General features: G+C 70.3%; 14 protein-coding genes and 1 pseudogene. 1 reads left to right on the top strand and 14 read right to left on the bottom strand.

The window, feature by feature from the left end:
- Positions 1-5: 5 nt before the first annotated feature.
- The 9 genes from fabF to U7230_RS05245 form a co-directional block, all read right to left on the bottom strand.
- A complete protein-coding gene (gene fabF, locus U7230_RS05285) occupies positions 6-1,262 on the bottom strand; it encodes a beta-ketoacyl-ACP synthase II (protein ID WP_324717694.1) in 1,257 nt (418 codons plus the stop codon).
- 32 nt (positions 1,263-1,294) lie between these two features.
- Entirely contained in the window at positions 1,295-1,528 is a 234-nt protein-coding gene (locus U7230_RS05280) for an acyl carrier protein (protein ID WP_324717693.1), read from the bottom strand.
- Between the two features lie 98 nt (positions 1,529-1,626).
- Positions 1,627-2,373 (bottom strand): 3-oxoacyl-ACP reductase FabG, encoded by a 747-nt coding sequence (gene fabG, locus U7230_RS05275; protein WP_324717692.1) that lies wholly within the window; start codon positions 2,371-2,373, stop codon positions 1,627-1,629.
- Entirely contained in the window at positions 2,370-3,362 is a 993-nt protein-coding gene (gene fabD, locus U7230_RS05270; protein WP_324717691.1) for an ACP S-malonyltransferase, read from the bottom strand. The genes fabG and fabD overlap by 4 nt, the downstream gene beginning before the upstream one ends.
- A complete protein-coding gene (locus tag U7230_RS05265) occupies positions 3,359-4,366 on the bottom strand; it encodes a beta-ketoacyl-ACP synthase III (protein WP_324717690.1) in 1,008 nt (335 codons plus the stop codon). Before U7230_RS05265 ends, fabD begins: the two co-directional genes overlap by 4 nt.
- The gene (gene plsX / locus U7230_RS05260; RefSeq protein ID WP_324717689.1) at positions 4,353-5,372 is read right to left on the bottom strand and encodes a phosphate acyltransferase PlsX; all 1,020 of its coding nucleotides are present in this window, start codon (positions 5,370-5,372) and stop codon (positions 4,353-4,355) included. The genes U7230_RS05265 and plsX overlap by 14 nt, the downstream gene beginning before the upstream one ends.
- Positions 5,356-5,961, bottom strand: coding sequence for a transcription factor FapR (fapR, locus tag U7230_RS05255; protein ID WP_324717688.1), 606 nt, complete (start codon positions 5,959-5,961; stop codon positions 5,356-5,358). Before fapR ends, plsX begins: the two co-directional genes overlap by 17 nt.
- Before the next feature lie 92 nt (positions 5,962-6,053).
- Positions 6,054-6,239 carry a 50S ribosomal protein L32 gene (gene rpmF / locus U7230_RS05250; RefSeq protein ID WP_324717687.1) on the bottom strand — a complete coding sequence of 62 codons (186 nt, stop codon included), beginning with the start codon at positions 6,237-6,239 and terminating at the stop codon, positions 6,054-6,056.
- Positions 6,240-6,242: 3 nt separating this feature from the next.
- Entirely contained in the window at positions 6,243-6,779 is a 537-nt protein-coding gene (locus U7230_RS05245) for a YceD family protein (protein ID WP_324717686.1), read from the bottom strand.
- Positions 6,780-6,909: 130 nt separating this feature from the next.
- On the opposite strand from U7230_RS05245, the gene U7230_RS05240 reads away from it, so the two are divergent.
- Positions 6,910-8,163: a nucleoside recognition domain-containing protein gene (locus U7230_RS05240; protein WP_324718187.1), complete on the top strand. Its 1,254-nt coding sequence runs from the start codon at positions 6,910-6,912 to the stop codon at positions 8,161-8,163.
- An 18-nt stretch (positions 8,164-8,181) separates the two neighbouring features.
- Here U7230_RS05240 and U7230_RS05235 read toward each other — a convergent pair whose 3' ends face one another.
- The 5 genes and pseudogenes from U7230_RS05235 to U7230_RS05215 all read right to left on the bottom strand — a co-directional run bounded on the left by U7230_RS05235 (position 8,182) and on the right by U7230_RS05215 (position 12,697).
- Positions 8,182-8,751: a hypothetical protein gene (locus U7230_RS05235; RefSeq protein ID WP_324717685.1), complete on the bottom strand. Its 570-nt coding sequence runs from the start codon at positions 8,749-8,751 to the stop codon at positions 8,182-8,184.
- A gap of 11 nt (positions 8,752-8,762) precedes the next feature.
- Complete coding sequence (coaD, locus tag U7230_RS05230; RefSeq protein WP_324717684.1) at positions 8,763-9,278, bottom strand: pantetheine-phosphate adenylyltransferase; 516 nt, start codon at positions 9,276-9,278, stop codon at positions 8,763-8,765.
- Positions 9,275-9,844, bottom strand: a pseudogene (gene rsmD, locus U7230_RS05225) (16S rRNA (guanine(966)-N(2))-methyltransferase RsmD); the annotation flags it as partial. The pseudogene rsmD and the gene coaD, both read right to left, overlap by 4 nt.
- Positions 9,845-9,884: 40 nt before the next feature.
- Positions 9,885-10,748: a DegV family protein gene (locus U7230_RS05220; protein ID WP_324717683.1), complete on the bottom strand. Its 864-nt coding sequence runs from the start codon at positions 10,746-10,748 to the stop codon at positions 9,885-9,887.
- A 53-nt stretch (positions 10,749-10,801) separates the two neighbouring features.
- The gene (locus U7230_RS05215; protein WP_324717682.1) at positions 10,802-12,697 is read right to left on the bottom strand and encodes a DAK2 domain-containing protein; all 1,896 of its coding nucleotides are present in this window, start codon (positions 12,695-12,697) and stop codon (positions 10,802-10,804) included.

Genomic DNA, 12,697 nt, shown 5'->3' with positions numbered 1-12,697 from the left:
TCCGCTCAGGCCGCCTCCTGGTAGCGCCGGAATACCAGCACGGCGTTGTGCCCCCCGAATCCGAACGAGTTGGACAAAGCCACGTCGACGTGGGCCGGCCGGGCCTTGTGGGGCACGTAATCGAGGTCGCAGCGGGGGTCGGGATGATCCAGGTTGATGGTCGGCGGGAGGACGCCGCGCTCGATGGCCAGCACCGTGGCGATGGCCTCCACCCCGCCGGCGGCGCCGAGCAGGTGCCCCGTCATGGACTTCGTCGAGCTGACCGCCAGGCGGTACGCGTAGTCGGCGAAGACCCGCTTGATCGCCACGGTCTCGTACCAATCGTTGTACTCGGTGGACGTCCCGTGGGCGTTGATGTACCCCACGTCGGTGGGGGCGACGCCAGCATCCTGGAGCGCGAGCTCCATCGCGCGGGCGGCTCCTCGCCCCTCGGGGGCGGGCTGGGTGATGTGGTAGGCGTCGCCCGTTGCCCCGTATCCGATCACTTCAGCGTGGATGCGGGCCTTTCGGGCCAGAGCGTGTTCGAGCGCTTCGAGCACCACGATCCCGGCCCCTTCCCCCATCACGAAGCCGTCCCGATCCCGGTCGAACGGCCGGCTGGCCCGCTCCGGTTCGTCGTTGCGCGTCGACAGGCTGCGGGCGGCGGAGAAAGACGCGATGGCAAATGGCGTGATGGCGGCCTCCGACCCGCCCGCGAGGATGAGGTCGGCGTCTCCCCGCTGGATGATCCGGAAAGCGTCCCCGATGGCGTCGGCCCCCGAGGCGCACGCCGAAACGGTGCACCGGTTGGGCCCCTCCGCTCCGAACCGGATGGAGACCATGCCCGCCGCCATGTTGGAGATCATCATCGGCACGGTGAAGGGGCTGACCCGATCCGGCCCCTTCTCGATGAGGGTGCGAAAGCTGGACTCCCAGGTCTCCATCCCGCCGATGCCGCTGCCGATGACCACGCCCGCACCCGGCCCCAGCGGGCGGTCGGGATCCAGGCCGGCGTCCTCCACCGCCATCACCGAAGCGGCGATCGCCATCTGAATGAAGCGGTCGGAGCGACGGGCCTCCTTGCGGTCCATGTACCGGGTCGGCTCGAAGTCTCGCACCTCGCCGGCGATGCGGCAGTCCAGCCCCGAAGGGTCGAAACGGGTGATCGGCCCGACACCCGGCCGCCCTTCGACCAGAGCGGCCCAGAACGTCTCGAGCCCGGTCCCTATCGGCGACACCACGCCCATGCCGGTCACGACGACGCGGCGGCTACCTCGTCGCACGGTGACCCCCCTTTGCCACCTGCAACGACGCGTTACTCCTGGCGGGACTGGATGTACTTGACCGCATCCCCGACCGTGCTGATCTTCTCGGCGTCCTCGTCGGGGATCTCGAGGCCAAACGCCTCCTCGAACGCCATGATGAGTTCCACGATGTCCAGGGAATCGGCTCCCAGATCGTCGACGAACGACGCCTCGGGGGTCACCTCGGATTCGTCCACGCTCAACTGCTCGACGATGATCGACTTGACCTTCTCGAAGACGTCCATACCGGTGTGGCCTTCCCCTCCTGAGATGAATGGGAACGCGAGCTCGTCGCACCCCTGCCGCCGGGCGTGGGACACCGGCCCGGCCGAAGCCGCCGCCCTCACCCTGCCATGGTCAGCCCCCCGTCCAGCACCAGCACGTGGCCCGTCACATAAGACGCCTCATCGGAGGCCAGGAACGCAACCGCCCACGCGACCTCTTCCGGCCGGCCCAGACGCCCCATGGGAATCTGGGAGGCCAGCGCCCCTTCCTTGGCGCTCATGCGCGCCGTCATCTCCGTTTCGATGAACCCTGGAGCGACGGCGTTGACCGTGATGCCCCGGGACGCCACCTCCCGGGCGAGGCTCTTGGTGAACCCGACGATGGCCGCCTTCGACGCCGCGTAGTTGCACTGGCCCGGGTTGCCGACGAGACCGGCCACGGAGGAGAGGTTGACGATGCGCCCGTAGCGCTGGCGGAGCATGGGACGCAGGGCGGCGCGGCTCATGCGGTATACGCCTTTGAGGTTGGTGTCGAGTACGGTGTCCCAGTCTTCGTCGTTCATGCGCAACAGCAGTGTATCCCGTGTGATGCCGGCGTTGTTGACCAGGACATCCAAACGCCCGAATCGCTCGAGGGACCGCTCTACCAGGCGCTCGGCCGTATCCGGCCTGGTGACGTCCCCCTCCCACCCGGCCACCTCGCCACCCGTCTCCGAGGCGATACGCTGCGCCGCTTGCTCCGCGGCCTCTGCATGGCGGCTCGTCACGACGACCCGGGCACCTTGTGAGGCCAGTAACCGAGCGATGGCGTAGCCTATCCCACGACTCGCACCCGTGACGATGGCAGTCCGGCCGGCCAGAGTCATATTAGTCCATCCCCTTTCAGCCGCGCAAGCGCCGCATCCAACGACGGCGGGTCCTGCACGCTCAAGGCCACGGCGTCGGGCAGCGTGCGGCGGACCATGCCCGTGAGCGCCTTGCCCGGGCCGATCTCCACGAAGTGCGACACCCCCATCGCGGCCATGGCCCGCAAGGCGCCCGCCCACCGCACCGGCGAGGTGACCTGGGCCACCAAGAGCTCCTGCATCGCACGGGCGTTCCCGGGCATGGGACGGGCCGTGACATTGGCCACCACCGGGAAGGCAGGCGACTGCATGGGCGTGCGCTCGAGCACGGGTGCGAAGGTCCTGGCCGCCGGGGCCATGAAGGGCGAGTGGAAGGGCCCGCTCACCGGCAGCGGCACGTACCGGCCGCCCGCCCGGACCGCCGCCTCCCGCACCTCGTCCAGGGCCTCGATGAGCCCCGAGACCACCACTTGCCCGGGAGCGTTGAAGTTGGCCGCCACCACGGAGGCGGGAGCCGGCTCACCGGAAAGGGGGCTCCGGCGCCGGGATACCTCTTCGCAAATCGCCTCGACGACCTCGTCTTCGAGCCCGATCACGGCCCCCATCGAGCCCCTGCCGCCCGGCAGAGCTGCCTCCATGGCCTCGGCTCTCGCCCGCACCACCGCGAGGGCCGCTTCGAACGGCATCGCTCCGGCCGCCACGAGAGCGGTGTACTCTCCCAGCGAGTGGCCGGCCGCCGCCGCAGGGGTACGCCCCGCCTCCCGGCGGAAGACCTCCCACAGGGCCACGCTGACCGCGAGCACTGCGGGCTGCGTGTATACGGTCTGCCGCAAGAGCTCCTCCGGCCCCTCCCGGCAAACCTTCCACAGGCCGGGAAACACCCGCTCGGCCGCCTGCATCACCTGCGCTGCGGCGGGGAACGCCTCCGCCATGGCGCCTCCCATGCCGACGGCCTGGGAGCCCTGCCCCGGGAAGAGTACCGCGAACGCGCCTCGGCGACTCGTGGTCACCGGCGACCGCCCCACCGGAGGACCGAGGCGCCCCAGGTAAGCCCCCCGCCGAAGGCGGCCAGGACCAGGTAGTCGCCCTCCGCCACCTTGCCCGCCCGCACCGTCTCGTCCAGCGCCAGCGGGATCGAAGCCGACGAGGTGTTGCCGTACCGGTCGATGTTGACGACCACCCGATCCTCTTCGATCCCCAGGCGCCTGGCCGCCGCATCGATGATGCGCACGTTGGCCTGGTGAGGGATGAACCACCGCACCCGGTCGACCGAGACACCCGCTTCCTGCAACGCCTTTTCGGCGGCCTCCCCCATGGTCCGCACCGCGATCTTGAACACCTCGTTGCCGGCCATCTTGATGAAGTGGAGCCGCTCGGCCACCGTGGCGGCCGACGCGGGCCTGCGCGAGCCCCCCGCCGGCAGGTGGAGCAGGTGCCCATAGCTACCGTCGGATCCGAGGTGGGACGAGAGCAACCCGTATCCGGGCCCCACCGGGCCCACCACCACCGCGCCCGCCGCGTCCCCAAACAGCACGCACGTCGACCGGTCGGTGTAGTCGGTGATCTTGCTGAGGCACTCGGCCCCGACGACCAGGGCGTAGCCGGCCCGGCCCGTCGCCACGAAGGCCGCAGCCGTGTCCAGGCCGTACAAGAAGCCGGAGCAGGCGGCCGCCAGGTCGAAGGCGGCTGCCCGGCGCGCCCCCAGACGGTCCTGCACCAGGTTGGCCGTCGACGGGAAGGACATGTCGGGAGTGACGGTGGCCACCACGATCAGGTCGAGCTCGTCCGGCCCCACTCCGGCCGCCTCCAGGGCCCGGCGCCCGGCCAACAGCGCCAGGTCCGACGTGGCGGTCTTTTCGTCTGCGATGTGACGCTCCCGGATGCCCGTGCGGGTGCGGATCCACTCGTCGCTCGTCTCCACCATCTTCTCCAGGTCGAAGTTGGTCAGCACCCGCTCGGGCACCGCCGACCCCGTGCCCCATATCCCGACGGCACGCCCCTCACGAACCGGCATGCGACGAAACCTCCTCCGGCAGCCTCTGGATCGCCTCGCCGATCGAGGCCACGAGGTCGCCCCTCACTCCCCGGTGGGCCAGCCGCACGGCGTTGGCCATGGCGACCTCGTCGGAGCGGCCGTGGGCGACGACGACCACCCCGCGTACGCCGATCAAGAAGGCCCCCCCGTACGACCGGTAGTCCAGCCGCGCCCGCAAGGAGGAAAGGGCGCCCTTCAGCAGCCATCCACCGAGCTTGCCCTTTACGCTCGCTGCGGCCGCTCGCTTGATCTCGCCCAGCAAGGCGGCGGCGAACCCCTCGATGGACTTGAGCAGGACGTTGCCCACGAAGCCGTCGCACACGACCACGTCGCACGCCCCGGCGAAGACGTCCTTGCCCTCCACGTTGCCCACGAAGCCGGGGACGTGGCGGCGCATGAGCGGGTGCACGGCGATGGTCAGCTCGTTGCCCTTCGTCTCCTCCTCCCCGATGTTGAGCAACCCCACCCGGGCTTCGGGGATGCCCAGCACCACCCGGGCGAAGACCCGGCCCAGCACGCCGAACTGCACCAGGTGCGAGGGCCGGCAGTCCACGTTGGCCCCTCCGTCGAGCAGCACCACGGGCCCGGTGAAAAGCGGCAGCACGATGGCGATGGCCGGGCGCTCGACGCCCGGGATGCGGCCGATGTGGAGCAGGGAGGCGGCCAGCACGGCCCCCGTGCTCCCGGCCGACACGAGCGCCCCTTCCGCTCCCAGCTCCTTCACCCGGCGGGCCGCCACGACGAGCGAGGCGTCTCGCTTCTTGCGCACGGCTTCGACGGGGTGCTCGTCCATGCCGATCTGCTCCGTGGCGGCCACGACCCGGATCCGCTCCCCTGAAGCCGCGCCCTGGAGCAGCGGCTCGATGGCGGTGGGAAGGCCGACCAGTTCGATAGGGCCGGGCACGTCCGCGGCCGCCTGCAGCGCTCCTCGCACCGGCGACCTGGGAGCGTCGTCGCCGCCCATGGCATCAACGACCAGAGCCATCCTCGTCCCCCGCTTCCTCTGTGGGCCCATCCCGGGGCGCCGCGACCACGAACAGCCCCCGGAGCACCTGCGCCTGGCGCACGCGGCTGTCCACGACGACCAGGTGAGTGGAGCCCCGGGAGCGCTGGATCCGGGCGCTGCAAACGACTTCTTCCCCTACCCGCACCGGCCGGATGAAGCGCACCCGGGCCGACCCCGTCAGCGCCCAGTCGGCGTCGATGAGGGCAACCGCCAGGGAGTTGGCCTGGGCGAAGAGGTAGTGGCCCCGGACGATCCCCGTGCGGGCGAAGGCCATCTCGCCGGTCGTCCGCAGCAAGGAGATACCCCGGCGGCCGAGCTCGAGCTCCACGACCTCGCCGACCACCTCGCTGGCGTACAGCGACCGCGGCCGCACGAGCCGCTCGGCGAGCTGGCGGGTGCGCTCCCGCACGTCGGGAATCCCCAGCCGCAGGCGGTACAGGCGCACCGTCGGAAGACTGACCCCGATGCGGGCGGCGAGCTCCCTGTCCGTGAGGAACGGCTCCTGGTGCAGCACCGCCCGCAGCCGCTCCAGCCGTTTTTCTATGACCTGGTCAGGTGACCTACTCATAAATCGTGACCCTCGAATGCCCCGCCCGCAAGGGCGGGGCGTCGAGCTTTCCTCCCATGCCCCGGCGGCCCGGCCTCGCGCCGGCTAGCCCGTCATGCCTGCTCCACCGGGGGCAGGTACTGCCGGCCGTCGTACGTGCCGCAGTACGGGCAGACGCGGTGGGGCACCCGCAGCTTGTGGCAGCGCGGGCACTCCGAGAGGTTGGGCGCTACGAGCCGCCACATGGAGCGCCGCGTGCGGGTGCGGGCCTTGGAGAAGCGCCGCTTGGGGTTTGCCACTGCTCATTCTCCTCCTCGCTGCCGGGGCACGGGCTCGACCAGCAACCGCCCCAGCGCTGCCCAGCGCTCGTCCACCCCGGTGCGGCGACAGTCGCAAGGGCCCTCGTTGAGGTTCTTGCCACACGTCGGGCACAGCCCCCTGCAATCCTCCCGGCACAGCCGCTTCATGGGCAGCGCAAGCTGCAGGTGCTCTCGGATCGCCTCGGACAGATCCAAGACGTCGCCGGAGAACCAGTTGGCCACGTCATCGCCTTCCGGGTGCTGGCCTCTCAGCCGCTCCGGATAGTACATCTCCTGCATCGGCCGATCGATGGACAACACGAACGGCGACAGGCATCGCGTGCACTCCAACCGGGCCTCGCACCGCAACCGGACCTGGACCAGATACCCTTTCCCCGTGTGGGTGACCGTGCCGTGCACTCGTACCGGGCTGCACTGGATCTCGCCGCCGGCGACTTCCAGGGGCGGGGACTTCGTCTCGCCCTCGATCGGGAGCTGTCCGCCTTTTTGCTCCCGGATGGCGTGGATGTTGACCTGCACGGCCCTCTCGCCACCTCGCCCATTATAGTGAGCCCCTGGAGGGGCGTCAAGAAAAGCCATCCCTCCCTGCTCGTATACATTCCCGGGAAGCGACGGGAAACGCAGAAGGAAGGCTCAGCCATTGCGTCCGGTGCATCCATCCCTCCGGCCCGAACTCAGGACCTACCTCGCGGCCTTGCTGTTGGGACTGTTCGCGGCAGCCGTGGTGGTCGCCGCCAAGGACGCTTTCGAGGCCAGCCTCTTTGGCCTTCGACTGTGGCTCGAGGCGGTCCTCCCGGCGCTCATGCCCTTTTTTGCCCTCTCCGAGATCCTGGCGGCCTTCGGGGTCATCCATTTCATCGGTGTGCTGCTCGAGCCTCTGATGCGGCCGCTGTTTAACATTCCCGGGGCAGGCGCCTTCGCGTTCGCCATGGGGCTGGTGAGCGGCTACCCCCTCGGGGCCATCATCACCGCCCGGCTGTGCAAGGACCGGCTGTGCAACTCCGTCGAAGGCGAACGGCTGGTCGCTCTCGCCAATACCGCGGACCCGTTGTTCATGGCGGGGGTAGTGGCGGCGGGCTTCTTCCAGGTGCCGGAGCTGGGAGGCGTGCTCAGCGTGGCCCACTACCTGGGCGTGCTGCTGGTCGGGTTCTCCGGAGCCTTCCACGACCGGGGCGCTCCCGAGACCCCGCCGATCGAAGCGACCTCCCGGGAGGGACTGCTGCGCCGCGCCCTGGCCGCCATGCTGAAGGCGCACCGGGCCGACGGCCGGCCGTTCGGCCAGGTGCTCGGCGACGCCGTCCGATCGGCCATGCACAGCATGCTGCTCATCGGGGGCACCATCATCCTCTTTTCCGTCCTGCTGCGCGTGCTGGCCCGCGTGGGCATCGTACCCCTCCTGTCCGGCGCGGCGGGATGGGTGGGCCAGGCGCTGGGGCTCGACCGGAGCATGGGAGAGGTGCTGGTGCGGGGCCTGTTCGAGATCACCAACGGCACACAGTCTGCCTCCCAGGCCCGGGGATCGCTCGTGGAGCGGGCGGCACTCGCGAGCTTCGTCATAGGCTGGTCAGGACTGGCGGTCCACACCCAGGTGGCCGCGGTGGTCCAGGGCACCGGTATCCGCCTCGGGCCCTACCTGCGCGCCCGCTTCCTGCACGGGGTGCTGGCGGCGATCATCACCGTGGCCCTCATGGCACTCGGCATGGGGCCCGCCGTCGGCGCCTGGGCCGCACCGGCCGCTCCCGCGGGCCCGGCACCGCTGTGGTGGACCTTCGGCGCCCTGATGTGGCGCATGAAGACGGCGGCGTTGTTGCTGGGTCTGCTGGTCGTAGCGGCCACGGCCGGAGCGGTGGTGCGCCGCCTCGTCGCCTGGGGGCCGTGGATAACCCGGGCGGGGCGACTGTGAGCCCGGGAGCCCCGTCGGTCACTGCGCCGGCGTGGAGGCCTGCTCGACGCCCTGGCCTGCCTCTTGCTCGGGACGGGGGTCGGAGGCCCCGGCCGCCTCCTGCAAGCGGCGCTGTAACTCTTCTCGGCCCCGCTGGACCTGGAGCAGGTGCCGCTGGATCTCGGAGAGGGTCTTCTCCAGCGCCTGCTCCACCATGGTGAGCACCGCGTCGGCGTAACTGTTGGCGCCCGCCTCGAGCTCGGCGGCGCGCCGGCGCTGCTCCTCCATGAGCCTGTCTGCCTCTTCCCGGGCCTGGCGCAGCACCTCGCTCTCGCGCACCAGACGCGTCGCGTACTCCTCGGCCTTCAGTACGATGCGTTCCGCCTCGGCCTGTGCTTCCTGCAGCACCTGATCGCGCCGGGCGAGCAGCTCCTCGGCCTGCTCCAGTTCCTGGGGGAGGGCCCGGCGGATCCGATCGATGAGCTGCAGAGCCTCGTCGCCCCGGAGCACCGTTCGCCCCCCGAGAGGCAGGGTGGGGGCGGACGCCACCAGGTGCTCCAGCCGTTCGAGCAGCAACTGGACCGTCACGACCCGAGTCTGGTCGGCCATGGCGCGCTCTCCTACTCCTGTGGGCTCCCGGCACCCCCGGCGCCGTCGCCGGCGGAGAAGCGCGACCGCAGGCGCTCGGCTACCCCCGGGGGCACCCACCGGCCCACGTCCCCGCCGAACCGCGCGACCTCCTTGATGAGGCTCGAACTGATGAACGCGTACTCGCTCGACGTCACGATGAACACAGTGTCAATGCGGCTTTCCAGGTTGCGATTCATGGTGGCCATGACGAACTCGTACTCGAAGTCGGAGACGGCCCGCAAGCCCCGGACGATGGCGATGGCGTGGCGGGAGCGGGCGTAGTCCACCACCAGCCCCGAGAACGTCTCACAGCGAACGTTGGAAAGAGGGCGGCACGCCTCCTGCAACATGGCGAGCCGCTCTTCCACGCTGAACAAGGGCTGCTTGCTCGGGTTCTGCAAGACCGCCACGTACAGCGTGTCGAACAGGGCAGCCGCGCGGGTGATGATGTCGAGGTGGCCGAAGGTCACGGGATCGAAGCTGCCCGGGTAGACCGCCACGCTCACGCAAGCCCCTCCCCTCCTCGCGCCAGAAAGGTCACGGTCGTCTCCCCATAGCGGGCCCGCCGCCACACGGTCCACCCGGCCACCGCAGCCGGCTCTTCCCGGACGCCGTGCTGGACGACCACCACTCCATCGTCGGCGGCCAGGCCGGACGCGGCGAGCGCCCGCACCACGGCCTCCGCCAGCCCTGCCGCGTACGGGGGGTCGGCGAAGATCACGTCGAAACGTTCGCCGGAGCGACTCAGCTCCTCGATGGCCCGCAGCGCGTCGCGGCGCAGCACCGTGGCCTTCTCCCCGAGGCCCGTCCGCTCCAGGTTGGCCCGAATCGCCCGCAACGCCGCCGGATCGTCCTCCACGAAAACCGCCCGGCGGGCTCCCCGGCTCAGCGCCTCGATGCCCATCGCACCCGACCCGGCGAACAGGTCGAGCCAGGCTCGCTCCGGGGTGAACGGCGCCAGGATGTCCATCACGGACTGGCGCACCCGATCCGTGGTAGGCCGTACGCTGCGCCCGGCGGGTGCGATCAGCGGCCGGCCCTTCGCGATCCCTGCGATCACTCTCACCGGCCCGAAGGCCCGCGCGAGGGCCGCATCTGCGCGGTACCCGCCCCTACTCCTTCAGGGTGTAGATGATCCCGATGGTGCCGGGGCCGGTGTGGGAGGTGATGGTGGCTCCCAGGGTGGTGACGACCACCTCGTCGAACTGGCACCGCCCCAGGATCTCTTCCCGCAGCGCCTGGGCCTCCTCCAGCGCCGCCGCATGCACGATGGCCAGCGTCTGGCCGCTGCCCCCGGTCTCCTCGGCGCACATCTCCGCCAGCCGGGAAAGGGAGCGGGCCCGGCCCCGCACCCGCTCGACCGGGGTCACCATGCCGTCCTCGAAGGCCAGCACCGGCTTGAGCTGCAGCAGCCCTCCCACGAACGCCTGCGCGCGGCCGATCCGGCCGTTTTTCCACAGGTACTCGAGCGTCTCGACCGTGAAGCGCACCCGCATCCGCCGGGCGAGGTCCTGTCCCCGCTTCAAACACTCGCCGGCCGGGAGCCCCTCCTGCACCGCCCGGGCGACCTCCCGCACCGCCAGTCCCTCGCCCATGCTCACGAGGCGCGTGTCCCAGACGCTGACAGGGACCTCCCGGAACTCCCGAGCCGCTACCATGGCCGACTGGTAGGTGGCGGAGATGTAGGCCGACGCGTGAATGGACAGGATGGCCGAAGCGTCGCCGGCGATCGCCTGATACGCGGCGACGAAGTCGGCCGGCGACGGGTGGGAGGTGCGCGGCAGCTCCTCGTTGCCGGCCTGCCGCATCATCTCGAAGAACGCCTCGTGGGAGACGTCGATGCCGTCCCGGTAGCTCTCCCCCTTGAACAGCACGTGCAGGGGCACCACGTGGACGTCGAACTCCCGTACCCAGGTGGCCGGAAGATCGGCCATGCTATCGGTCACGATCCGGATGCGCCGAGCGCCTGCTGCCATGCCTCGCCCAACCTTTTCCTGGCCGTGTTGCCTCTCTTTGGCCCGAGAGCGGATCATTCGGCCGACAGGATGTAGTAGAAGATCGGTTGCCCTCCGAAGTACAGCTCGATCTCGGTCCCGTCCAACCGGCCCTTCAGGGTGTCCAGGAGCCGCTGGGCCTGCGCACGATCGACCTCGCGGCCGTAGTAGAGCGTCAGGAGCGTCTTGCCGTCGCCGAGCAAGCGCCGCGCCACCTGGTAGACCACCTCGCCGACGTCCTGGCCCACCGAGACCAGCTCCCCGTCGGCCATGCCGACGATGTCGCCGGCTCGGATTTCATGGTCGCCGAAGTGCGAGTCGCGAACCGCGTACGTCACCTCGCCGCTCGCCACGCGTTCGAGGGCCCGTTCCATGCGGGCGGCGTTGGCTTCCAGCCCGAGCTCCCCGGAAAAAGCCAGCGCCGCGGCCAACCCTTCCGGGATGTTACGCGAGGGCACCACGATGACGGGCTTGGAGGCGATCGCCGGCACCTGCCGGGCGGCCATCACGACGTTCTTGTTGTTGGGCAGAAGGATCACCCCGGCGGCGGGAGACGCCTCGACCGCTTTGACCAGCTCCTCGGTGCTGGGGTTCATGGTGGAGCCGCCGTCGACCAGCTGCTCCACGCCCAGGCTCCGAAAGATATCCTTGAGGCCGTCGCCGCTCACCACGGCGACGATGGCCACCCGTCCCGTCGCGCCGTGGTTAGCGCGGGCCGCCAGGTCCGCCGGCGCGGCCCTGCTCGGCCGGTGGTTGCCGGCGGGAGGATCGGACACCCGGACCCCGACCGGGGCAGCCTGCGGGGCAAGGGCGCGGCCAGACGAAGAGGGCGGGGTCGCGGGGCCGGATCGCCCCGGAGAGACCTGCGAGGCCATCCGGGAAGAGCCCTCGGCGGGAGGGCCGGCCAGTGCGGCCGCTCGTTGCTCCTTCTTGCGCCGGGCGGCCTGTCGGTTTTGCTCCTGCATGTTGTTGACCGATACGTTGAGCAGTTCGCCCCACCGTACGCCGACTTCCAGCGCGCGGCCGGGATGGTTGGTGTGGACGTGGACCTTGAGCAGCGAGGGATCGCCGACCACGAGAAGGGAGTCCCCGAGCGGCAGCAGCGCTTCGCGGACCTGCTCCTGGGGGATGCCCTGTCCCATGATCAAAAACTCAGTGCAGTACCGGTACCGGACGTACGTCTCCGTGATGCCGCCGGGTTCATGGCCGGGCATGGCGCCCTCGGCTGTCTCCCGGGGCACCGCCGCGGCCGCCGGATGGCTCCGGTCGGCCGCCGCTGCGGCCGGCGGCGCCGGTGCTTGCCGGCTCGCTTGCAGCGCCGCCTCGAGCAAGACCACCAGCCCCTGGCCCCCCGCGTCGACCACGCCGGCTTGCGCCAGTACGGGCAACTGCCGGGGAGTCCGGGCCAGTGCGATCTTCGCCCCTTCCGAAGCTGCCTCGAGGACCTCCACGAGGCTGGCCCCGGGACGCCGGGCAGCCCGCTCCGCCCACCGGGCCGCTGCCCGGCCGACCGTCAACATGGTCCCCTCGACCGGCTTGATGACCGCCTGGTAGGCCGTCTGAGCCGCCTCCTCGAGCGCGTGGGCAAGGCGCGCCCCATCCAGGGGAGCACCCGGCGGAGCAGCGGCGATGGAACGGGCGAAACCACGGAAAAACTGGGAGAGAATCACGCCGGAGTTGCCGCGTGCCCCCATCAGCGCTCCGCGGGAGGCTGCCTGCACGAGATCCCGCAGCCTGCCGTGGAGGTCTTTCTGGACCTCTTTCCACGCGGCCGAAAACGTGAGGAACATGTTGGTGCCGGTGTCGCCGTCCGGCACGGGGAACACGTTGAGGGCGTCGATCGCCGCTTTTTCCCTCTCGAGTGCTTGAAGTCCCGCCTCCATCCACCTCAGGAAAATCTCTCGGCCCTCGCCCGAAGCCGCCCCACCCAT

Source organism: Limnochorda sp. L945t (assembly GCF_035593305.1).
GTDB classification, from domain to species: Bacteria; Bacillota; Limnochordia; order Limnochordales; family Geochordaceae; genus Carboxydichorda; species Carboxydichorda subterranea.
The sequence above is the reverse complement of the archived record's forward strand: the minus strand, read 5'-3'. Positions and strand labels throughout refer to the sequence as shown.

Coding starts and splice junctions, on each gene's coding strand:
- U7230_RS05280 (WP_324717693.1), bottom strand. CDS start 1,528: ATGGACGTCTTCGAGAAGGTCAAGTCGATCATCGTCGAGCAGTTGAGC.
- fabG (WP_324717692.1), bottom strand. CDS start 2,373: ATGACTCTGGCCGGCCGGACTGCCATCGTCACGGGTGCGAGTCGTGGG.
- U7230_RS05265 (WP_324717690.1), bottom strand. CDS start 4,366: ATGCCGGTTCGTGAGGGGCGTGCCGTCGGGATATGGGGCACGGGGTCG.
- plsX (WP_324717689.1), bottom strand. CDS start 5,372: ATGGCTCTGGTCGTTGATGCCATGGGCGGCGACGACGCTCCCAGGTCG.
- fapR (WP_324717688.1), bottom strand. CDS start 5,961: ATGAGTAGGTCACCTGACCAGGTCATAGAAAAACGGCTGGAGCGGCTG.
- U7230_RS05235 (WP_324717685.1), bottom strand. CDS start 8,751: ATGGCCGACCAGACTCGGGTCGTGACGGTCCAGTTGCTGCTCGAACGG.
- U7230_RS05220 (WP_324717683.1), bottom strand. CDS start 10,748: ATGGCAGCAGGCGCTCGGCGCATCCGGATCGTGACCGATAGCATGGCC.
- U7230_RS05215 (WP_324717682.1), bottom strand. CDS start 12,697: ATGGGTGGGGCGGCTTCGGGCGAGGGCCGAGAGATTTTCCTGAGGTGG.